This is a genomic window from Massilia eburnea, from assembly GCF_009720745.1.
Taxonomy (GTDB): Bacteria; Pseudomonadota; Gammaproteobacteria; order Burkholderiales; family Burkholderiaceae_D; genus Rugamonas; species Rugamonas eburnea.
Genome location: NZ_WNKX01000003.1, coordinates 172,426 through 192,637, shown reverse-complemented (window position 1 = coordinate 192,637; position 20,212 = coordinate 172,426). Strand labels below are relative to the sequence as shown.

At 63.4% G+C, this 20,212-nt stretch carries 14 protein-coding genes; 11 read left to right on the top strand and 3 right to left on the bottom strand.

The window, feature by feature from the left end; translation table 11 throughout:
- Positions 1-14: 14 nt before the first annotated feature.
- Positions 15-2,858, bottom strand: a complete 2,844-nt coding sequence (locus GM658_RS05260) for a discoidin domain-containing protein (protein WP_229416767.1) — start codon at positions 2,856-2,858, stop codon at positions 15-17.
- Positions 2,859-3,020: 162 nt separating this feature from the next.
- Between GM658_RS05260 and GM658_RS05255 the strand changes: the two genes are divergently transcribed.
- A complete protein-coding gene (locus GM658_RS05255) occupies positions 3,021-5,450 on the top strand; it encodes a glycoside hydrolase family 95 protein (protein WP_155452953.1) in 2,430 nt (809 codons plus the stop codon).
- Between the two features lie 30 nt (positions 5,451-5,480).
- Here the strand turns inward: GM658_RS05255 and GM658_RS05250 are convergent, their stop codons facing one another.
- Entirely contained in the window at positions 5,481-6,482 is a 1,002-nt protein-coding gene (locus GM658_RS05250) for a glycoside hydrolase family 62 protein (RefSeq protein WP_155452952.1), read from the bottom strand.
- A gap of 356 nt (positions 6,483-6,838) precedes the next feature.
- On the opposite strand from GM658_RS05250, the gene GM658_RS05245 reads away from it, so the two are divergent.
- The 10 genes from GM658_RS05245 to GM658_RS05200 all read left to right on the top strand — a co-directional run bounded on the left by GM658_RS05245 (position 6,839) and on the right by GM658_RS05200 (position 18,872).
- A complete protein-coding gene (locus GM658_RS05245) occupies positions 6,839-7,942 on the top strand; it encodes a TnsB C-terminal domain-containing protein (RefSeq protein ID WP_170298675.1) in 1,104 nt (367 codons plus the stop codon).
- Positions 7,942-8,517, top strand: coding sequence for a hypothetical protein (locus GM658_RS05240; protein ID WP_155452950.1), 576 nt, complete (start codon positions 7,942-7,944; stop codon positions 8,515-8,517). The genes GM658_RS05245 and GM658_RS05240 overlap by 1 nt, the downstream gene beginning before the upstream one ends.
- A gap of 175 nt (positions 8,518-8,692) precedes the next feature.
- Entirely contained in the window at positions 8,693-10,267 is a 1,575-nt protein-coding gene (locus GM658_RS05235) for a flavin monoamine oxidase family protein (protein ID WP_155452949.1), read from the top strand.
- Positions 10,264-10,650 carry a c-type cytochrome gene (locus GM658_RS05230; RefSeq protein WP_155452948.1) on the top strand — a complete coding sequence of 129 codons (387 nt, stop codon included), beginning with the start codon at positions 10,264-10,266 and terminating at the stop codon, positions 10,648-10,650. Before GM658_RS05235 ends, GM658_RS05230 begins: the two co-directional genes overlap by 4 nt.
- A gap of 9 nt (positions 10,651-10,659) precedes the next feature.
- Positions 10,660-11,151, top strand: a complete 492-nt coding sequence (locus tag GM658_RS05225) for a RidA family protein (RefSeq protein ID WP_155452947.1) — start codon at positions 10,660-10,662, stop codon at positions 11,149-11,151.
- 38 nt (positions 11,152-11,189) lie between these two features.
- A complete protein-coding gene (locus GM658_RS05220) occupies positions 11,190-13,658 on the top strand; it encodes a TonB-dependent receptor plug domain-containing protein (RefSeq protein WP_155452946.1) in 2,469 nt (822 codons plus the stop codon).
- Positions 13,659-13,763: 105 nt separating this feature from the next.
- Positions 13,764-14,435 (top strand): ABC transporter ATP-binding protein, encoded by a 672-nt coding sequence (locus tag GM658_RS05215; protein ID WP_155452945.1) that lies wholly within the window; start codon positions 13,764-13,766, stop codon positions 14,433-14,435.
- Positions 14,432-16,417: an HlyD family secretion protein gene (locus tag GM658_RS05210; protein ID WP_155452944.1), complete on the top strand. Its 1,986-nt coding sequence runs from the start codon at positions 14,432-14,434 to the stop codon at positions 16,415-16,417. The genes GM658_RS05215 and GM658_RS05210 overlap by 4 nt, the downstream gene beginning before the upstream one ends.
- An 8-nt stretch (positions 16,418-16,425) precedes the next feature.
- Entirely contained in the window at positions 16,426-17,640 is a 1,215-nt protein-coding gene (locus GM658_RS05205; protein ID WP_229416763.1) for an efflux RND transporter periplasmic adaptor subunit, read from the top strand.
- Positions 17,637-18,872 carry an ABC transporter permease gene (locus tag GM658_RS05200; protein WP_155452942.1) on the top strand — a complete coding sequence of 412 codons (1,236 nt, stop codon included), beginning with the start codon at positions 17,637-17,639 and terminating at the stop codon, positions 18,870-18,872. The genes GM658_RS05205 and GM658_RS05200 overlap by 4 nt, the downstream gene beginning before the upstream one ends.
- A gap of 23 nt (positions 18,873-18,895) precedes the next feature.
- On the opposite strand, the gene GM658_RS05195 is transcribed toward GM658_RS05200, so the two are convergent.
- Positions 18,896-20,164 carry an ABC transporter substrate-binding protein gene (locus GM658_RS05195; protein WP_155452941.1) on the bottom strand — a complete coding sequence of 423 codons (1,269 nt, stop codon included), beginning with the start codon at positions 20,162-20,164 and terminating at the stop codon, positions 18,896-18,898.
- Positions 20,165-20,212: the final 48 nt, after the last annotated feature.

Here is a 20,212-nt window from a genome sequence, read left to right as displayed (position 1 = left end):
GAACACTGCGCTTGCTACGGCTTGGAAACGAACAGCCCCAATTCGGCCAGGTCCGTAAAAGTGGCATCGCCGTTATTGGCCGTGATGTTGAGCCGGTAGTAGCGATAGGCGCCAGGTCGTGAGACGGCATAATTCTTCGGTGCGAAGCGGCGGGTGAAGGTCTGGTTGCTCTGTGCATCGAGTGTTTGCCAGGTCACGCCGTCGTTGGAACCCAGGAGCTGCCAGTCCTTCGGGTCGCGCGGAACCAGGTCGTTGGAACTGATGACAGTGTAGCGCTGGACCGTCTCGGCGTGGCCGAGGTCATACTGCAGCCAGCCTTGCACGCCTTTGTAGAACCATTGCGTCGCAGAGTTATGGTCGAACGCGTGCCTGGCGTTGTCCGCGTTGTTCGCACTGTCGTTGGCGCTGCCGCCGGCGGCGACATTGACCATCGGGTGAGCCGGAGTGGCCGCGTCTTCGGGAGAATTGGCGCTCACCCCGGCGGAGTTTGCTGCGCTAACGGTGTAGTAGTACGTCACGCCGTTGGCCACCGACCTGTCCGTATAGCTGCCGCCCTTGACATCCGTTGCGATGGCCGTGTACGGGCCGCCGCTGGAGGTGGCGCGCTTGACCATGTAGCGGGTGGCGCCGGATGAGCGCTGCCAGCGCAGCGGAACGGCGCCATCGCCCGGCTCGGCCAGCAGCGTGGCCGGCGCTGCAGGGATCACGCTCGGCGCGTTACCGTCCCCACCCGTGATCTGGACGTTGCTGAAGACTGAGCTGCCTGGTGTGCCATTGACGGTCGAAGCCACCACCAGGCCCGCATAAATCGTGTCCGGAAGCGGGCCGTCGATGCGGCCGACGTCCGTGGCAGCCCAATTGGTGCCATCGGGAGACAGGTAGCCAGTAATGACGTTGCCAATACGCTCAAGTTTCACCCAATACGAGGCCGCAGTGTTCGCAATAGGAAGTGTCTTGTTCGCGTAGTTGCTGCCGCCATAAGCGGTAAGCTTCTGCATATTCTGCTCGGCCTGGATGCGATTGGTGATGGCCATCCACGCGCGCGGTGCGCCCTGGTCGAGGCTGGTGCGCATCATCACGCCCGCCTTTGCAGACAGTCCGGTGTTCTGCACCGTTTCGACCTTGGCGATGATGGCGCCATCGCCGACGAGGGCCTTGTAAGCAAAGTGGCAGCTGTCGTTTGTGCCCCAGATCTCTGCGCCGGCGCCTGTCACCGTCCAATTGCCGGCGGCATATTTGGCCGTGCCGGCAGGGGTGGCGCCACCGATATCAATGTCGCTCAGGCCCGATGTGAGCGGGATGGCTGATGGTATGGAGAGCTGTGGCGCCGGCGCCGCGACGGAAGCATCGGCCTCCTTCAAGAACATGAAGCTGTTGCCGTCCACCGGCATCCACAGGCGTCGTTGTGCGATGAAGGGAGCCTGCATGCCCTTGCGGAGCACGTAGGCGGCATGGATCTGATTCAGCACAATGTTCCCGCCACCCCAGCCGTCCCATCCGCGGTTGGTCACGTCGGCGGTGTAATAGGCATCGGTGGTGCCAAACGGGAGTGCGTTGGTCGGTACGAGCTCGTTCACCCGCGCGAAATATTCACCCGATGCCAACAGGCGGTCGTCCAGATCGGAATAGATGTCGATGCCCTGTTTCCAGAGCGCCTCGGCGAGCATGGTCAGCGATCTAAGCTGCCCGTGGAAGTGGCCCTGGTCGCGCAGGGAGTCGCCGAGCATGCCGATATCGTTGGAATTGCGCAGCCCGATGTGGGCCAGTGTGCGCGCCTGGTAAACGACCTTGTTCAACGCTTCTTCATCGTCGTTGAAGATGGCCATCAATCCGAGGGAAACCAGGGCCAGCGCGCCCTTGTTGGCGGCGCCGAACTGCTGGTCGCCATAGGGATTCGAAGCCGGCATCAGGACATTCTTGAAGTATTTCTTCACCGTAGCGGTGTCGGCTTCCGTCCAGCCTGGCCATGTGCCGCGGAGGATGTCGGCGCCGCCCACGAACATATAGGCATAGTCGCCCAGGTCGAGCATCGACTCGCGGCCAGAGAACGCAAGCTGCGTCGTTGCCCACGCCATCAGGATCGCACGCGCCTTCTTTGCGTATTCCTCGTTGCCGGTGAAGTACCACATGCGCGAGAGGTTCCAGATCGCGACCATGTCGTTGCGCCATGCCCAGAGGTTCAAGTCCGGGGCCCGGCTCACTGTCGCGTAAGGGCCGGCCATGGCATAGGTGAGCTTGGCCTTGCCATCGTTTGTCAGTTGGTCGTAGGCGGACTTCCAAGGTTCCCGGCCCTGGCTGACGTAGGACTTGAGCGTGTCCAGGTCTGAACGGGTGAGTGGGGTGCCGGGGTGACTGAAGACACGGGCTACCGTGCCGCCAGTGCCGGCTGTGCCCCCTGCGGCGGGCGCGCGGCCATTGCTGGATGTGCCGCCCGAGCCGGGCGTGGTTCCTGCACTGGGCGTGCTGCCTGCGCTGGGCGTTGTTCCTGCACTGGGTGTGATACCTGCGCTGGGTGTGATACCTGCGCTGGGCGTGCCACCGGTGCTGGGCGTATCGCCTGCGCTGGGCGTGCTGCCTGCGCTTGTCGCATCGCCTGTGCTCCCAGTGCCGCCTGCGCTGGGTGTGGCGCCCGTATTGGCCATGTCGCCCATGCTGGGCGCGCCACTTGCGCCCGGCGTGCTACCCGTGCCGGGCGTGCCGGCGTCGGGCGTGCCGCCAGGGCTTTTTGAAATCTGTGTGTTGCTGGAGTTGTTTGGTTCCGCCGCACTGTCGAAACGTTCCAAACCGCCACCGCAACCGCCGGCGAGTCCCGCTGCGGCGATCGTCAGGGCGATCGCCCGCACCTTGTGTACTTTCATGCCATCCTTCCAATGTTTAAAGTTGCCTTGCGGCAATTGTCGAAGCGGCAGCATCCCATGGCAATTACGAATATTTCCAACGGCCGTAATGAAATTGACCAGTGGCTGAAATGAGGAGGGAACTAGCCTTACCATGCGTGCTTTTGCCTGGATCGCCTAACGATGAGCATTCCACCATCCCCTCCCAACTGGATTCGCCGCACCTTGCTCGGCGGGCTCGCACTGAGCGCCTTACCCATCGCGTGGAGCAAGGAGACGCCGCATCCGGGCAAAAATTCGCTGTGGTACCGGCGCAGTGCAGAACGCTGGGAAGAAGCCCTGCCATTGGGGAATGGCAGGCTCGGCGCCATGGTGTTCGGCCGTGTCGGCCAGGAGCGGCTCCAGCTCAACGAAGATACGCTATGGTCCGGCGGCCCATACACGCCGGACAATCCGGAGGCGCTTGGCATCTTGCCCAAGGTGCGCGCACTGCTGGCACAGGAAAAGTACGAAGAAGCGACGGCACTGGTCAATGCCGGGATGATGGCCAAACCGCTATGGCAAATGTCGTATGGAACGCTGGGCGATCTGTTGCTGGACATCGAAGGCGCCGCAACGCCGCTCGACTACCAGCGCTCGCTCGATCTGGATACCGCCCTAGCCCATACACGCTACCGCACCGCCGTAGGGACGTTCACGCGGGAAGCTTTCGTCTCGGCTCCGGACCAGGTAATCGTGTTGCGCCTGCAGGCGCCGAAAGGAAAGCTCGGCTTTACGCTTGGCTGGCGCGGCCCGCGCCAGGTCCAGCACATTGCACCCGACTACGCTGGCCAGGCCACTGATCTGGGCAGCGCGGGTCCAGTTGACTGGTTGCTGCGCGAGGAGGCAGGCGAAGTGCCGGCTGGCGCCAGTGTCGCTCCCGATGGCGGCAACGCGCTCCTGATGACAGGCCCTAACGCCGCCAAGAACGGCATCGAGGCCGGCCTTCGTTACGCCATGCGCGTGCAGGTCCTGGGCGATGGCAGGATTGATGTCGACAGTGGCTTGCTGCGCGTGAGCTGCGCCAGCGAAGTGACCGTGCTGGTCGGCGCGGCCACCAGCTACGTCAATTACCGCGACGTGAGCGGTGACCCGGTGGCGATCGTGCGCGGGCACATGGCGCGCGCCGCGCGCAAATCTTACACCGCGCTGAAGAATGACCATATCCGTGAGCATCGCCGCCTGTTTTCGGCCATGATCGTCGACCTGGGGACGAGCGCAGCGGACCGCTGGCCAACCGACGAGCGCATCGCAGCGGCCGGCAAACTGCCGGATCCCGGACTGGATGCGCTTTACCTGCAATACGCGCGCTATCTGCTCATTTCATCCTCGCGGCCGGGAACCCAGCCGGCCAACCTGCAGGGCATCTGGAACGAAGGTACCAATGCGCCATGGGACAGCAAATACACCATCAACATCAACACGGAGATGAACTACTGGCCGGCCGATCCGTCCGGCCTTGGCGCATGCGTTGAACCGCTGCTGCGCATGGTCGAGGAACTGGCGCAGACCGGCGCCGTGACGGCGCGCACGATGTACCAGGCGCGCGGCTGGGTAGCGCACCACAACACCGACCTGTGGCGAGCCGCCGCTCCCATCGATGGCGCGCTCTGGGGCATGTGGCCATGCGGCGGCGCCTGGCTGTGCGTGACGCTGTGGGACCATTACGACTACAGCCGCGACCCCGCCGTGCTGCGACGCCTGTATCCGTTGATGCTGGGAGCGGCGCAGTTCTTCCTCGATACGCTGGTGGAGGATCCGCGCGGACGTGGCCTCATCACGTCGCCTTCGCTCTCGCCCGAAAACCCGCATGCTTTCGGCTCGTCGCTCGTCGCCGGGCCGGCCATGGACCGCCAGATCCTGCGCGACCTGTTTACCCATACGCTGGAGGCGGCGCACATCCTGCAGCAGGAGGCGCCGCTGCTGGTGCAGATCCGTGCGGCGCGCGAGCGCCTGGCGCCGGACCGCATCGGCCAACAAGGGCAGTTGCAGGAATGGCTGGAGGACTGGGATGCGCAAGCGCCCGACCAGCATCACCGCCACGTATCCCACCTGTATGCCGTGTATCCGAGCAGCCAGATCAACGTGCGCGATACGCCGGAAATGCTGCAGGCGGCACGCATCTCACTCATCCGGCGCGGCGACTTCGCCACCGGCTGGGGCACCGCCTGGCGCGTGTGCCTGTGGGCGCGCATGGGCGACGGGGATCGCGCCTACTCGGTGCTCAAGGGGCTCACTGGTCCGATGCGCACCTATCCGAACATGTTCGATGCGCATCCTCCGTTCCAGATCGACGGGAATTTTGGCGGTGCCGCCGGCATCATGGAAATGCTGCTGCAGTCCTGGGGCGGTGAAGTCTTGCTGCTGCCAGCGCTTCCGGCCGCGTGGAAGAATGGCGAAGTGCGGGGAATCCGGGCCCGCGGCGCGCTGTCGGTCGATCTCGCCTGGCGCGACGGCCGGTTGACGGGATTGCGCCTCGCCGGGCCTCCTGCAGCGCGCGTGAAGCTTCGTTATCGGGGCAAGCTCAGCGAAGTGGTTCTGGACAGCCAGGGCATTTACGCGCAGCTGCCATAAAAATGCGATGGAAAAAGGGCGCGTTGGCTCTTAGCGGCAGAGCGCGCTCACCGGATTCTCTCCTTTTGCCGTGATAACGCCCAGGCGATAGGGAATCCTGATGTAGTCGTCCACGCGCACTGCCGGGTCGTTGCCTTGGAAGAGGTATTCGAGCGGGCGGCAAGGATCGATCGTCATGGTTTGATCGGCGTTGGTTCGTATCATCTCGCCGTGCGAGATCCCTTCCGACCACAACTGTCCAACATTGTCGCGGCTGGCAAATGCATTCATCGGCGCAGACGAGAAGGGCTCCCATTTTCCATCGAGGGTGCTGCTCTTCCAGATACGGAAGTAACGCCCCTTCGGCGAGATCGCCTCGACAAGGGTAATGTAGGTATGCGTTCCCGCAATCCGGTAGGTGTTGCTGGCCTCGAACAGGTCCTCCGTTTTTTCGCTGATGACGGCGACCGTGTTATGGAAGCCATTCGGAAACTGGCCGACCGCCGTTTCGGAGCGCAGCAGGCGGCCGTGGTCGTCGGTATTGAAAAGATAGCACTTTTCTTCGTCACAAATCACCCAGAAATCCAGCCAGCCATTGCCCTGAGGCGGCTTGATGATGTCGGGAGTGGCGCGGAAAAAGGGTTTGGGGGCGCTCCAGGATAAGGGATTGCCAATATCGTTCGATGTCGAGTAAAGCGGATCGGCGCCCTGGTAAATCAGATACCAGGTCTTTTGCGGCGCGAAGTAAAACACCTGCGGCGCAGCGCGGTAACCCGGTCCCATCGGAGATTTGGCAAGCGGGACTATTTCCGCAGACGATGCATCGGACCACTTCTCAAAGCTCGTGTATGCCAGTCCCCAGCCATCGGATCCGGCGGTCGTCATGAACACGTGATACTTGCCGCCTGTGTGGATGATGGATGGATCTTTAACAGCATAGATGGTCCGGTCTGGCGCCGGCTGCGGCGAGATCAGCGGGGCGCTGGATGTCCAGTTGAATGCAGTGGCGCCAGGTATGGCACCCGGGGCGCTGCACGCTGCCAGTGCAGCCATTGCGGCCACGCCGAAAATAGAACGTATAGCTCTCAAGCTCAATTCTCCAGAATTGCTGTTGCGACCCTGGCGGTCGCAGCAAAGGAACAGACTCTATGTAAAGTATTTCGATGGGTCAAAGAAAGCTCGACTTTTTGAAAGAAATCATAAGCGGCTTCGGCTGATTTATCCGAACCGGCGATCCTCCCTCTACGTATTGTTACGTAATTGCGCCGAGGCGCGCACAAGTACAGTGCGTTTGCGCACCACTTGCACGCTATCAGCTGGCTTCAGAGCGTCTTTTCCGCCAAGATTGCTTGGTGTGAAACTTGCGTGGGTATCGATCCGTGATCCTCTTTGAAAGGTGACGGATGTTATTGCGAAACGATCTCCTCGAATGGGACGAACCGAATCGGCGCACGGTCCGGATACTCTGGATCGATGTCCTGACTGGCGTCGCCTATGTTTTCGACCTGGCTTGCACCACTGCGAAAGTCGAGAGGCACCGGCTGCCAGTGCTGGAATCCGCCCTGGCCCTGGGGCGTGCGCGCAAGCTGGAAGCCGACCCTTACCTGGTGCTGGCCAACCAGCAAGCGCTGCCGCCAAAGTATCTGGAGGCGCGCGACCGGGCCTGGCAAATGCTGGCGGACTTGGTGGAGCAGGAACCAGCCATCTATGAAGCGCGCCGGCGCGGTGAACTGGTGCAGGAGGCGGCGCGCCGCCATGGCATATCCCATCCGACAATCTACCGCTATTTGCGCCGCTTCTGGCAGCGCGGGCAAACGCCGAACGCGCTGCTGCCCGACTATGCAAACTCCGGCGGGCCAGGCAAGACGCGGCTGGCGACGCCCGGCGTGAAGCGCGGCCGTCCGCGCAAGGATGGCGGATCACCGGGGATCAATATCGATGAAGCGATGCGCACCATATTTCACCTGGCTGCCGCGCGCCATGCCGCTGCGCACACGCATTTTGTCCGTCGCGCCGCCTACAGCGATCTGCTCAGGGACTTTTTGTGTGAGCGCACGGCGGACCCTTATTCGCGCCGGGTCCGGCGCACGCCGGCCAGCGGGGCGCTGCCAAGTTTCGGCCAGTTCAACTACTGGCTCGAGCACGGTCACATGATTGGCGGACCGGCGTTGCCGGCTCCCTTGCCGGATGGCGCGCCTGTGGCGCTGCGCGGCCGGCCCGGCGCCGCCTTCCGGCTGGAGATGCTGCCGTTTTCCATGCAGCTGCTGCACGCCCAGGACCGTAATGTGCTGGTTGGGACGCCTGTCCTGTACGTGGTCACGGACGTATTCAGCGGCATGGTCGTGGGCTTTTACGCCTCGCTGGATGCGGCTGGCTGGAGTCCGGCCATGAGGCGCTGGCCAGCTGTGCGGCGGACAAAACCCGCCTGGCGCGCCGCCATGGACGCCTGCTGGCGCAGCAGGAGTGGCCATGCAGCCACCTGCCTGATCGTCTGCTGCTGGCGCCGGAACTGATGGCGCGCGCCCACCGTGATACCTTGCTGGCGAACTTCCACGTGCGCTGCGTGCCCGACTATGAAGTGCCGGAGCGCCGCTGGCTGCCGGCGTTGCGCAGCTGTTTCGGCAGCGCCGCCAGCGGCACCGGAAAAGCGATGGATGGCTTGCTCACGCTAGCCGAGTTCCGGCGCATTGTGCTGGACCGCCTGCTCGCCTACAACCACTCCAGGGACGCCGGGAACTGGGCGCCGCTGCAGCTCTGGGACTGGGGAGCGCGCCTGCGTGGTGCATCGCTCAGGCAGTTCCCGGAAGACCTGGTGCGCCGCTGCCTGCTCCCGACCTGCGAGGCATGGGTCACCGCCGAGGGAATTTGCGTGCAGGGCCGCTATTTCAGCTGCGTGCGTGCCGAGACCGAACATTGGTTCGACAGCGCGCGTTTGCGCGGCCGTTGGCCGGTGCGGGTGGCAGTCGATCCAAGCTGTGATGACGCTGTCTACCTGGTCGACGCAGCTGCACCGCTGCAGTTCCACGACTGCCATCCGGTCGACCGCATCAGCATGGTGCATGAGCCTTTGCAAGTTCGCGGCGGCTGAGAATCTTTAGCGAAAAACAAAGTATTGTCGCAGCCGGTATAAAAGCGCGCCTTGCAACGGAAGGCGCGCTTTTCTTTTGCAGACTTTATTTTCGAGGCCGAATAGAGTCCTTTCGCCGCACGTTTTGGCATGCCGGTTGCTTGATTACCTGCATTCATGGCAGACGAGGTGAACGATGGAAGAACGCTCAATAACGCGCAGGCAGTTCCTGTACCGTGCTGCAGCAGTAGGTGGCACAGGGCTCTTGCTGAACACGATGAATGCCTGGGGCATCGGCATCGCATCCAGGGTCAACGCACCGCCCGTCCTGAATGGCAGCGGAAAAGGCAAGCGGGTGGTCATCCTGGGCGCCGGCTTGGCCGGCATGACGGCAGCCTATGAACTGGGCAAGCTAGGCTACGCGGTGCAGGTGCTTGAGGCGCGCGACTTTGCCGGCGGACGTTGCCAGACGGCGCGCAAGGGCTTCTCACTGACGGAGCTTGGCGGTGACAAGCAGGCCTGCACCTTCGATGAAGGCCACTATATCAATCACGGCCCGTGGCGCATTCCGTTGCATCATCAGTCCACGCTGTATTACACGCGCCGGTTCGACGTGCCGCTGGAAGTGATGGTCAATGATAATGACTACTCATTCGTCTACCTCGAGAGCGGCGGCCCCTTGGCGCGGCAGCGCCTGCGGCCGGCCGCGGTGAAGGCCGATATGCGCGGCCACGTCGCCGAATTGCTGGCCAAGGCGGTCAAAGGCAATATGTTGGACCAGGAACTGGGCGCCGAAGACAAGCGTGCGCTGCTCGATTACCTGGCACACGAGGGGCAACTGGACCAGGCCGACCTGCGTTACAAGGGACGCAGCGGGCGCGGTTACGCCATCAATCCGGGAGCGGGCATGAACCCGGGCCAGATGTCAGACCCGCTCGGCTTCAAGGAGTTGCTCGCTTCGCGCATCGGCAACGTCTATAGCGCGGTGCAGGACTTCCCGATGCAGAACACCATGTTCCAGCCGGTAGGCGGGATGGATGCGATCGCCAAGGCCTTCGAGAATCAGGTCGGGCGCCATATCCGTTACAAGGCCGAGGTGCAATCGATCCGCCACGGCGAGCGCGAGGTGGTGGTGACCTATAAGGATACCGCCAGCGGCAAGCTGCGCACCGTGTCCGCCGACTACTGCCTTTGCACCATGCCGCTGTCGGTCTTGCGCCATGTGGAAAGCGACTTCTCCGACCAGTTCAAGCAGGCGATTGCCGCGGTTGCCTATGCGCCGGTCGGCAAGATCGGGCTGCAGATGAAGCGCCGCTTCTGGGAAGAGGACGACCAGATCTACGGTGGCCACGTGCTGACCGACATGGAGGGCATCAACACCATTTCGCTGCCGTCTTCGAACTGGCAAAGGAAGAAGGGGGTGCTGCTGGGCTATTACAACTACCAGACTTCGGCCATCGAAGTAAGCGCCATGACGCCTTCGGAACGGGCCGAATTCGCGCTGAGGGCCGGCGAAAAGATCTTCCCGGCTTACCGCGATTCCTTTGAAAGCGCCTTCTCCGTGGCCTGGCACCGCGTGCAATACAACCTGGGTGGCTGGGCCGACTGGAGCGAGGAAAAGCGCCAGAGCGTGTATCCGCTGCTGTTGAAAGGCGAGGGCCGGGTACTGCTGGCCGGCGAGCATCTCAGCTATCTGGGCGGCTGGCAGGCAGGCGCCATCGAGTCGGCATGGCAGCAACTGGAACGCATTCATGAAAGGGCCATGGCATGAGTATGCGGATCATTTTCCTTGCGCTGCTGCTGATCGCGCACGGGGCAGCCCACGCCGACGGCAAGGCGCTCTTTGCCAGGAATTGCGCTGCCTGCCACCAGGCGACGGGCAAGGGCATACCCGGCGCTTTTCCTGCGCTGGCGGGCAACGGCTTCGTGCAGGGCGAGGCGAGCCAGGTGGCTGCCGTACTGCTGAAGGGGCGCGGCGGCATGCCCGACTTCAGCCCGACATTGTCCGATGCCGACATTGCCGAAGTCCTGAGTTTTGTGCGCAGCGCCTGGGGCAACCAGGCGGCTCCGCTCAATGCGCAGGAGGTGGAGGCATTGCGCGAAACGCTGAAAGTGCCGGCCTTCGCTGCCGGCCAGATGTCCAACAAACACTGAGGAAAACGTATGCAAGCAAAAGCGATTATCGGCGCAGCGCTGCTGGCCGCAGGTTCCGGCATGGCGCATGCGCAGGACATCATCCGCCACAAGATTCCGAACTCCGATTTTCCCATCGCGCAGGCAGTCACCTTGCCGCCGAACGCCACCATCCATTTCATCAGCGGCCAGGTGCCGCCGGTGATCGACAAGAATGCCGCAGCCGATTCGCTGGCCGCCTACGGTGATACCAAGACCCAGACCATGGGCGTACTGAAGAAGATTGAGGAGATCCTGAAGGGCATGGGTTTATCCATGGGCGATGTGGTGAAGATGCAGGTGTTCCTGGTCGGCGATCCGGCCAAGGGCGGCCGCGCCGACATCAAGGGCTTCATGGAGTCCTACACCCAGTTCTTCGGGGGCGCACAAGCCAACCTGCCGGCGCGGGCAGTGGTGCAGGTGGCTGCGCTGAACGTGCCCGGCTGGCTGGTTGAAATCGAAGTTGTGGCGGCAAAGAAGTGATGCTGCACCTCCCATTCCTCATCATAAAAGGACACACGATGCATAAGAAGGGCAAATTGAAGACTTGCGCGGCAGCGATCATGCTGCTGCATGCGGGCATGGGCCTGGCCAATCCTGGCGATCCAGCCGAGACACCGGCCGATAGCGAAGCGGCGGCCGGGGCGTCCAACGCCGTGCTGGCGGGGGCCGTGATCGTGACCGGCACCAGGGCCAATGGATTGAAGGTGGAGAACAGCGCTTCGCCGGTGCAGGTGCTGGATGCGGGCACGCTGCAGCGCACCGGCCAGCCAGACCTGATCCAGGCGCTGGTGCAAAACCTGCCTTCCTTCACGGCGCAAGCCTTCGGCGGCGACACCGCGAACCTCACGCTGTCGGCACGCTTGCGCGGCCTGAGCCCCAATAACACGCTGGTGCTGGTGAACGGCAAGCGCCGCCACGGCACCTCCAACCTGGCCGTGCTGGGCGGGCCTTACCAGGGTAGCGCGGCGGCCGACCTCAGCTACATCCCGGTGGCGATGATCGACCACATCGAGGTGTTGACGGACGGCGCCGCCGCGCAGTATGGCACCGATGCGATTGCGGGCGTGATCAACATCATCCTGAAATCGAACAACCAGGGCGTCAGCGGCAATGCCAGCTATGGCGGCTATACCGACGGCGGCGGCCAGACGCCGGATGCGGCCGCCAATGCCGGCTTCAAACTGGGCGAGCAGGGCTACCTCAGCATCACTGCAGAAGGCAAATACCACAACTTCACCAACCGTGGCGGCATCGACCCGCGCGTATCCGATCCCACCAACCTGAAAAACATGCCGCTGCTGCAGGCGCCTGGCTACCCGAACCTGAACCGGATTTCCGGCGATGCGCAGTACCACCTGTACACCTTCGGCGCCAATGCGGGCTACGACCTTGGCGGCGGCGCCGAGCTGTATGCCTTCACCACGGTGGGCCGCAAGAACGCGCGTGCTTTCGAAAACTACCGTATGCCGAACAAGTTGCCAGCGGTCTATCCGCTCGGTTTCAGCCCGAAGGAAACCATGCGCGACGAAGACTTCGCTTTTACCGCCGGCGCCAAGGGCAAGATCGACGCCTGGTCCTGGGACTTCAGCAGCACGTATGGGCGCGACAAGGCGCGCATCGGTGTAGAAGATTCGGGCAATGTGTCGCTGTACAACGATACCGGCTTCACGCCGACGGTGTTCCATGCCGGTACCTTTATCGCGAGCCAATGGACCAATAACCTGGACCTGAGCCGCGACTTCGAGATCGGCCTGGCTGCGCCGCTGACGTTTGCGCTGGGCCTCGAGCAGCGCCAGGACCGGTACCAGATCGAAGCCGGCGATGCCGCTTCGCGCTACAAGGAAGGTTCGCAATCCTACCCGGGCTTCTCGCTGACCGACGCCGGCAAGTATTCGCGCAACAACTCGGCGATTTACCTGAACGCCATCGCCAAGCCGCTTGCCGACTGGACGGTCGACCTGGCGGGACGCTTCGAGCATTTCAGCGATTTTGGCAACGCCAAGGTGGGCAAGCTGACCAGCCGCTACGACTTCAACCCGATGTTTGCATTACGCGGCACCTATTCCAACGGCTTCCGCGCGCCGACGCTGGCCGAGGAATACTATTCGGCCACCAATGTCAGCCCGCGCAGCGCCTTTGTGCAGCTGGCGCCGAATTCGGCGGGGGCCAGGCTGGTCGGGGTCGATGGCCTGAAGCCCGAGGCGTCCACCAACCTGAGCCTCGGCATGGTGCTGAACCCCGCCAGCAACCTGGCGATCACGCTGGACGCTTACCAGATCAAGATCCGCGACCGGATCGTGGGTTCCGGCGCACTGTATGGCTCCGGCGGCGCCGACAATTCGCCGGCGGTGGTGGCGGCGATCCAGGCCAATGGCAATGTGCTGGACCCGACGGTGGTGCAGACTGGTATCAACATCTTCTCCAACGCCGTCAATACGCGCAGCCGCGGCATGGAATTCGTGACCACCTTGAACAGCAACTACGGCGAATACGGCCGTGTCGACTGGTCGGTGGCCGCCAACTGGAACCAGGTGCGCGTGACCAAGATCAACCAGGCGCCGGTGGAACTGCAGCCGCAGACGCTGCTGGACATGCAGGCCATCTCCCACCTGGAAGCGGCGTCGCCCAAGACCCGCATCAACCTGGGGGCGCTGTGGAAAAGTGGCGCCTGGACAGTCAACCTGCGTGAATCGCTGTATGGCAAATCGCATGAGTGGGCCAGCCCGGACGGCGCGGAATGGTTCAAGAACGAGATTGGCGCCGCCGCGACCACCGACCTCGAGGTCAGCTACAAGCTGGACAAGGCTTGGACCCTGACCGTGGGCGGCAACAATATCTTCAACCGTTACCCGGACCAGGTGAACCCGGCCCTGTTGGCGGTTTACCGGGCTAATCTCGATAACACGGCGGTCACGATTTATCCATCGTTCTCGCCATTTGGCATCAATGGAGGCTATTACTACGCACGCGCGAGCTTCAGGTTCTGACGGTGCGGGCAGGGCACGGGGAACCGCGTCCTGCCTGAAAATGATGAGGGGGAATGATATTTTTTATAATTGACAAATAGATATGCCGCGTGGATACTCCCGCGCATGATTGAACTCAGCGACATCCGCAAGACTTATCGCCAGGGCGGCAGCGATATCCGCGCGCTCGACGGCATCGATCTCCATATCGCACAGGGCGAGTTCGTCGCGGTGATGGGGCCCTCCGGCTCGGGAAAATCGACCCTGCTCAATGTCCTGGGCGGCCTGGATCGCCCCGACAGCGGCCGCTATCGCCTGGCGCAGGATGAAATCAGCGCGCTCGACGATGATGCAGCTTCCGACGTCCGCAATCGCCGCATCGGCTTCGTGTTCCAGTCTTTTCACCTTCTGCCGAGGCTCAGCGTCCTCGAAAATGTATTGCTGCCGCAGCGCTACGCCCGCAGCGCGGATCCGCAGGCGGCGCAGCGCGCCACGCAGCTGCTGCAACGTATCGGACTGGGGCAGAGGCTCCATCATTTGCCGGGGCAACTCTCCGGCGGGCAGCTGCAACGTGCCGCTATTGCGCGCGCCTTGCTGAACCAGCCGGCCCTGCTGCTGGCGGATGAGCCGACCGGCAACCTGGACTCCAGCAGCGCGGCCGAGGTGATGGCGCTGCTGCGCGAATTGCATGCAGGCGGCCAGACGCTGGTCCTGGTCACCCACGACCCGGACATTGCTGCCGCCGCGCAGCGCACCATCCACCTGCGCGACGGCCGCATTGACGCCGGCCAGGCATGAAGCGCCGGTATCTTGCCGTGGTGTGTGTTGCGGCCGCCCTGGCCGCGGCGGTCGCTGCCGGCGTCAATCGGCCCCATTCGCCGGCCGCGCCGGCGCCAGCTGCGCCGGTGGTGTCCAAGGATGACGTGCGGCCTGTGCTGCTGACCGGTGAGGTGGAAGCGCTGGATTCGCAAAGGGTGTTTGTGCCGCCGTCGAACAGTTCCCCCATCGTCCTGCGCAATTTCGTGGCCGAAGGCAGCCAGGTCAAGGCCGGCGAAGTTGTATTGCGGATCGAAGCCAACGGCATGGCGAATCTTGACAATCTGAAGAGCGAACTGGAACGCGCTCGTGCGCGCGCCGAAAAGGACGCCGCGAGCCTCGAGGTGACGGCGATCGAAGCCGAAAAGGCGCTGGTGAGCGCAAAGGCCGCCTTGGACAAGGCAAGGATCGACGCCAAGCTGCCCAAAGAGCAGGTGGGCGGCTTGAAGTTCGACAGTTACCAGGCGGAGCTGGACCGTGCTACGCGCGATCTCGCCATCAAGCAGGAAGGACTGCAGAATGCGCGCCAGGCCGTGCTCCGCCGCAAGGAAGACGGCGAACTCGAAGTGAAGAAGTCGCAAATCAACCTGGCATACCAGATCGCCCAGCAAGCACAGTCCGAGGTGCGCGCCGAACGCGATGGGGTGGTGGTGCATGGCTACAGTCCCTGGCGCGGCGATCGCCTGGATGAAGGCTCCACGGCATGGCCCGGCAATGAAGCCGGTGTCGTGATGGGCGATGGGCAGATGGGCGTTACGGCCTGGGTGCTGGAAGCGGACCGTCCCTATTTGCAGGAAGGCCAGCAGGTCAGCCTGCACTTCGATGCGCTGCCCGGCGCCGCGCTGGTTGGCAAGGTCGCCGCTATCAGCGGTGCACCGCAAACGCGTACCCAGTGGGGTCTTGGGCGCTATTTCCGGGTCAAGATCGCGCTGCCGGAAAATCATGGCCTGCCGCTGGTAGCCGGCATGAGCGTGCTGGCCGAACCCCTGGTGCAGACTCCCGCCGTGTTGGCGCAGCCGGCGGCGATTGCCCGCGAATCCGCCGCTGCCTTGTCGGTGGAAGGTGAAATCGCATCGCGCCTGACGATGCCGGTGGCGCCGCCGACCATCCCCTTCGTCTGGCAGTACAAACTGGCGCGCCTGGCGCCTGAGGGGATGATGGTGGACGCCGGGCAGCCGATTGCCGTATTCGAATCGAGCGAAGTGGCGAACCAGCTGGTCGCCAAACAAGGTAGCCTGAGAGAGCGTGAAAGCGCGCTGGAGAAGCTGAAGCTTGACCAGGCGGAAGCGGATCGCGCCGGACTGCTGGCGCAGGCCGAAGCACAGAGCAATGCCGAGAAGGCCGAGCGCAAGGCCAGCCAGCCGAAGGAGCTGATACGCCGTGTCGACTACGACAAACTGGTGATCGAGCGTGCGGAGAAGACTGCGTTGTCAAGGCTGGCCAAGTCCCAGTACGAGGCGCAGCGGCGCGCCCGCCAGGCCGAACGTTCCGACCTTGAATCGGAATTGGCGCAATGGCGGGCCCAGATCGCCGTGCTTGTCAAAGGCCAGGCTGCGTTGACGGTGCTCGCACCACGCCGGGGACTGATGCTGTACCGGACCAATTTCAACGGCGAGAAGTTCAATATTGGCACGCAAGTCTGGATGGGGCTTTCCGTCGCCACGCTGGCCGATCCGGACCAGCTGTGCGTCAATGCCAAGGTGCCTGAGGCACAGGCGGCGGGGCTGCATGTCGGCCAGACCGCGCGCGTCACCGTTTCCGGCGCGCGCCAGGCATTGCCGGCCCGGGTCATTGCGCTTGGCCGCGCCTTTCATGGCAAATCCGCGGCGCAATCGACTGTCGTGCGCGATATTGAATTGCAGTTCGATGCCCCGCCTAAAGATCTCAAGCCTGGCGCCGCAGTCCAGGTGGAGCTGCTGCCGGCCACTGCGCAGCGTGTTGCCGCCGCTGCAGGCAAATCATGAGAAGACCAATGCATCACTCACTCAAACTGGCCGTCAGCGCGGCCATTGGCGCCGCTTTGCTGTCTGCTTGCGATGCGACACCGCCGGCTGCGTCCGGCACCAGTGAAACGCTCGCGGCGCGCGCATGGAATGAAACCGTGGAGGCGGAAGGCGAGATCAAAGCCGCTTCCGATACGCCGCTTGCGGTACCGGGCAGCGGCTGGTCCAGCCGGGTGCTGGTGGACATGGTGGCCGATGGCAGCAGCGTTAAAAAAGGCCAGGTCGTGGCCCGTTTCGACGCCCCGCAGTCGCGCATGGAATTGAGCCAGGCTGAATATGAACTCTTGCGCAAGACGCTGGCGGAAGAGGCCAGCCGCCAGGCCGCGGCCGTCGACCGCGGCGTGCTGGCCGGCGAGCGCGCCAAGGTAGAAGATGACCTAAGCCTCAGCCGCCGCTATGCCAACGTGGATTTGAGCGTGTTCGCCAAAAACACCATCCTGGATGCGCTGGCTGACGTGGGTTTTCTCACCACCAAGCGCGGCTACCTTGACTGGAAAGGCGGCCAGGCGCAGGCGCGAAGCGCCGCACAGGAGGCGGTCCTGCATTCCCAGCGCGACAGCGTGCAGCAGACTGCCGTGCAAAAGCGCCAGAGCCTGGATTCGCTCGAGCTGCTGGCGCCGCACGATGGCGTTTTCCTGCAGGCGGCGCGCTGGGATGGCGCCAAGGCGCTGGTAGGCGCCAGCCAGATGGCTGGCGAAGCGTTCGGCTTCATCCCGGACCTGGACCAGCTGGTGGCGCGCTTCAGCGTGCCGGAAGGGCGGGCTTATGGGCTCAAGCCTGGCATGCCGGTGCGCGTACGGCTGGCCGGAACCGGAACCGAACTCGATCTGGCCGTGACCAAGGTAAGCAGCAGCGCCAGTACCATTTCGTCCGACTCGCCCGTCAAATACACGGAGTTCGACGCCGCCATCGCGACTGACGCAGCGCGCCGCCTGGGGCTGAAACCAGGGCAGGCGCTGAATGGAACCGTCTGGCTGGTGGCTCGTCAATCGGCGCTGACGGTGCCGAACGTGTCGCTGGTGCAGGAGGGCGCCGGCTACGTGGTGTACACCGACGATGCGGGGCGGCCGGTCAAACACAAGATTGAACTGGGCCAGCGCGGTCCTGTGCGCAGCGAAATCAAAAGCGGCCTGGCGGCCGGTGCGCGCATCATCCTGGTGCCGCCGGCGGAAATAAAGTCATGAACCGTGCATTGATATTGGAGGCGGTCGCCGAGCTGCGGCGGCGCAAGCTGCGTACCGGGCTGACGCTGCTGGGCATGATCTTCGGCGTGGGCGCCATTGTCGCCATGCTGGCAGTGGGCGAAGGCAGCAAGCGCGAAGCCTTGCGCCTGGTGGCTGAACTGGGGCTGGACAACGTGCTGGTCGAGAGCAAAAATATCGAAGCGGAGCAATTGAAAGAAGTGCGTACGCGTTCGCTTGGCTTGTCGGCCGCCGATGGCGCAGCGGCGCTGGCGGTGGTACCCGGTGTGCGTTCGGTGGCGCTGAAAAAGGAAATCAAGGTTGATCAGCTGGTGTTCGGTTCGCAAGTGGCGAGTGGCCGTGCATTCGCGGTGTCGCCAGGCTACGCAGAACATAGCGGGCTGGCCTTGAAGGAAGGACGCTGGCTGAGCCAGGCCGACGGCGCCAGGCGCTCCCCGGTGTGCGTGCTCGGCGCCCGCCTGTCGCACACCCTGTTCGGCGCCACGCCGGCGGTCGGGCAGCGGGTCAAGCTCAATCACGTCTGGCTGCAAGTGGTTGGCGTGCTGGCCGACCGTACGCCGAGCAAGGCGGAATTCGAAGGCGTCAAGCTGGGGCTGGACGACGAGCGCCTGTTCGTGCCATGGGAAACAGGCCGTTCGCGCTTCAGCTTCAAGCGCATCGAGGATGAGGTGGACGGCATCAGTGTGCGTCTGGACGGCAAGGTGGCGCCGGACAGCGCTGCGCGCGTGTTGCAGGCCCTGATCGCCCAGCGCCACGGCGGCGCCGACGACACCAACCTGATCGTGCCCATGGGGCTGTACCGCCAGAACCAGCAGACGCAGCGTATTTTCACCATCGTCATGAGTTCGATCGCGGCGGTGTCGCTGCTGGTGGGCGGCATCGGCATCATGAACATCATGCTGGCCAATGTGCTGGAGCGCCGCCGCGAAGTGGGCCTGAAGCGCGCCCTGGGCGCTCGCCGGCGCGACGTGGTGGAGCAGTTCCTGGCGGAGGCGCTGGTCATCGCTGTCAGCGGGGCGCTGCTGGGCATCGTGCTTGGCGCCGTCGCGGCCTACGTGATCGCCGCACTGGCCGGATGGTCGGTGGCGTGGTCGCCACTGAGCCTGCTCCTGGCGGTGCTGCTGTGCGTGGCGGTCGGGCTGGCGTTTGGCGTGTACCCGGCGCGCCAGGCGGCGGCGCTGGATCCGATCGCGGCGCTGCGCAGCGACGGTTAGCGGGAGCTGCGGGCGCAGCGCCGCTACTTCTGGCGCAGTGTCTCGATAGTGAGGACAGCTTTGTCCGTGTCATGCGGCGGCCGGAGGAACTGGCGCAAGCCATCGAACACCGGGTCAATCAGTTCCACCTTGGCTTCGCGGTCGAAGAATGTGCTCAGTCCGGCCGCATTGGCCAACACCTGCCGTGAAGCCTCTTCCATCCGGATGTGCGCCAACGAGGGGTCGGCCTGGGCGGGGAAAGTCTGGTTCGCCTCGGCGATCTGCCGCACTGCACCGCTTTCGGCGAGAAAGGCCAGGAAGCGCTTGCGGGCCTGGGGATTTGCCACGCGCGCAGGTAGAACCAGCACGTCGAGCGGGACATCCTCGAATTGCGGCATGTCGGGCAAAATGCTTGGGAAGGCGAAGAAACCGATATCGTCCGCAAGCGCGTCCGGAAACCTTGCGGCGACGAAGCTCCCGGTCAGCATCATGCCTACCTGGTTGCGGTACAAGTAGGGCAATACACGTTCGTGATTCATTTCGATGGTCGGCTTGAAGAAGTAGTCCTTGCGCAGCAAGCTCGCCCAGGTATTGAACACTTTCTTCACCCTGTGGTCCGTGAAAGGGACATCGCCACGCAGTAGCTTGCGGTGGAACTCCAGGCCATTGATGCGCAGGTCAAGGTAGTCGAACCAGGCGGCGGCAGGCCAGTTGTTCGCGGCGCCCAGGCCGATCGGGCTGACGTTCGCGGCCTTCAATCGTTCGCATACGTGCTGGAAATCGTTCCATGAAGCCGGCGGCTCAAGGCCCAGGCTTTGGAATAGTGATTTCCGATAGACGAAGCCCCAGGGGTAGTAATACAAGGGGAAACCATAGACCTCGCCATCGATGCGGGTCCCCTCCAGGGTGGCTGGGTAGAATCTGCTCTTTTTGAGCAGCGCAAGCGTGTCGCTGTCCAGCGGGACCAGCAATTTGCTTGCGACCGCGTCGCGCAGGCGCTCTCCGGCATACGAGAACGCGATGTCGACCTGTCCGCTGTGCAGCCGCGCCGTGAAATCCCGCTCGTATTGCGCCCACGGATAGTCGCGTTGTTTCACGGCAATATCTGGGTTTGCCTTGGAGAACTCATTGATGATGCGTGTCCATGCCGTTCTCTGGGCGCCGCTCGACAGGATATAGTCGACAAATAATTGTTCGGCTGCGGCGGCCAAACCGGGCAAGGCACACACCACGCACGAGGCCATCGCTCCCTTCAGCCAAGCCCGGCGGCGGGGAAGCGCGTGGTCCGACGGCATGGTCTGTGTGGCCATCATGAAACAAGTTTGTGCCCAAGACCTGCGCCTGTCAACGTCAGTTAGCGG

Bases quoted from the DNA above. Each gene is read 5' to 3' on its own strand.
- GM658_RS05260 (WP_229416767.1), bottom strand. From the start codon at position 2,858: ATGAAAGTACACAAGGTGCGGGCGATCGCCCTGACGATCGCCGCAGCG.
- GM658_RS05255 (WP_155452953.1), top strand. From the start codon at position 3,021: ATGAGCATTCCACCATCCCCTCCCAACTGGATTCGCCGCACCTTGCTC.
- GM658_RS05250 (WP_155452952.1), bottom strand. From the start codon at position 6,482: ATGGCTGCACTGGCAGCGTGCAGCGCCCCGGGTGCCATACCTGGCGCC.
- GM658_RS05240 (WP_155452950.1), top strand. From the start codon at position 7,942: ATGGCGCGCGCCCACCGTGATACCTTGCTGGCGAACTTCCACGTGCGC.
- GM658_RS05235 (WP_155452949.1), top strand. From the start codon at position 8,693: ATGGAAGAACGCTCAATAACGCGCAGGCAGTTCCTGTACCGTGCTGCA.
- GM658_RS05230 (WP_155452948.1), top strand. From the start codon at position 10,264: ATGAGTATGCGGATCATTTTCCTTGCGCTGCTGCTGATCGCGCACGGG.
- GM658_RS05225 (WP_155452947.1), top strand. From the start codon at position 10,660: ATGCAAGCAAAAGCGATTATCGGCGCAGCGCTGCTGGCCGCAGGTTCC.
- GM658_RS05220 (WP_155452946.1), top strand. From the start codon at position 11,190: ATGCATAAGAAGGGCAAATTGAAGACTTGCGCGGCAGCGATCATGCTG.
- GM658_RS05215 (WP_155452945.1), top strand. From the start codon at position 13,764: ATGATTGAACTCAGCGACATCCGCAAGACTTATCGCCAGGGCGGCAGC.
- GM658_RS05210 (WP_155452944.1), top strand. From the start codon at position 14,432: ATGAAGCGCCGGTATCTTGCCGTGGTGTGTGTTGCGGCCGCCCTGGCC.
- GM658_RS05205 (WP_229416763.1), top strand. From the start codon at position 16,426: ATGCATCACTCACTCAAACTGGCCGTCAGCGCGGCCATTGGCGCCGCT.
- GM658_RS05200 (WP_155452942.1), top strand. From the start codon at position 17,637: ATGAACCGTGCATTGATATTGGAGGCGGTCGCCGAGCTGCGGCGGCGC.
- GM658_RS05195 (WP_155452941.1), bottom strand. From the start codon at position 20,164: ATGATGGCCACACAGACCATGCCGTCGGACCACGCGCTTCCCCGCCGC.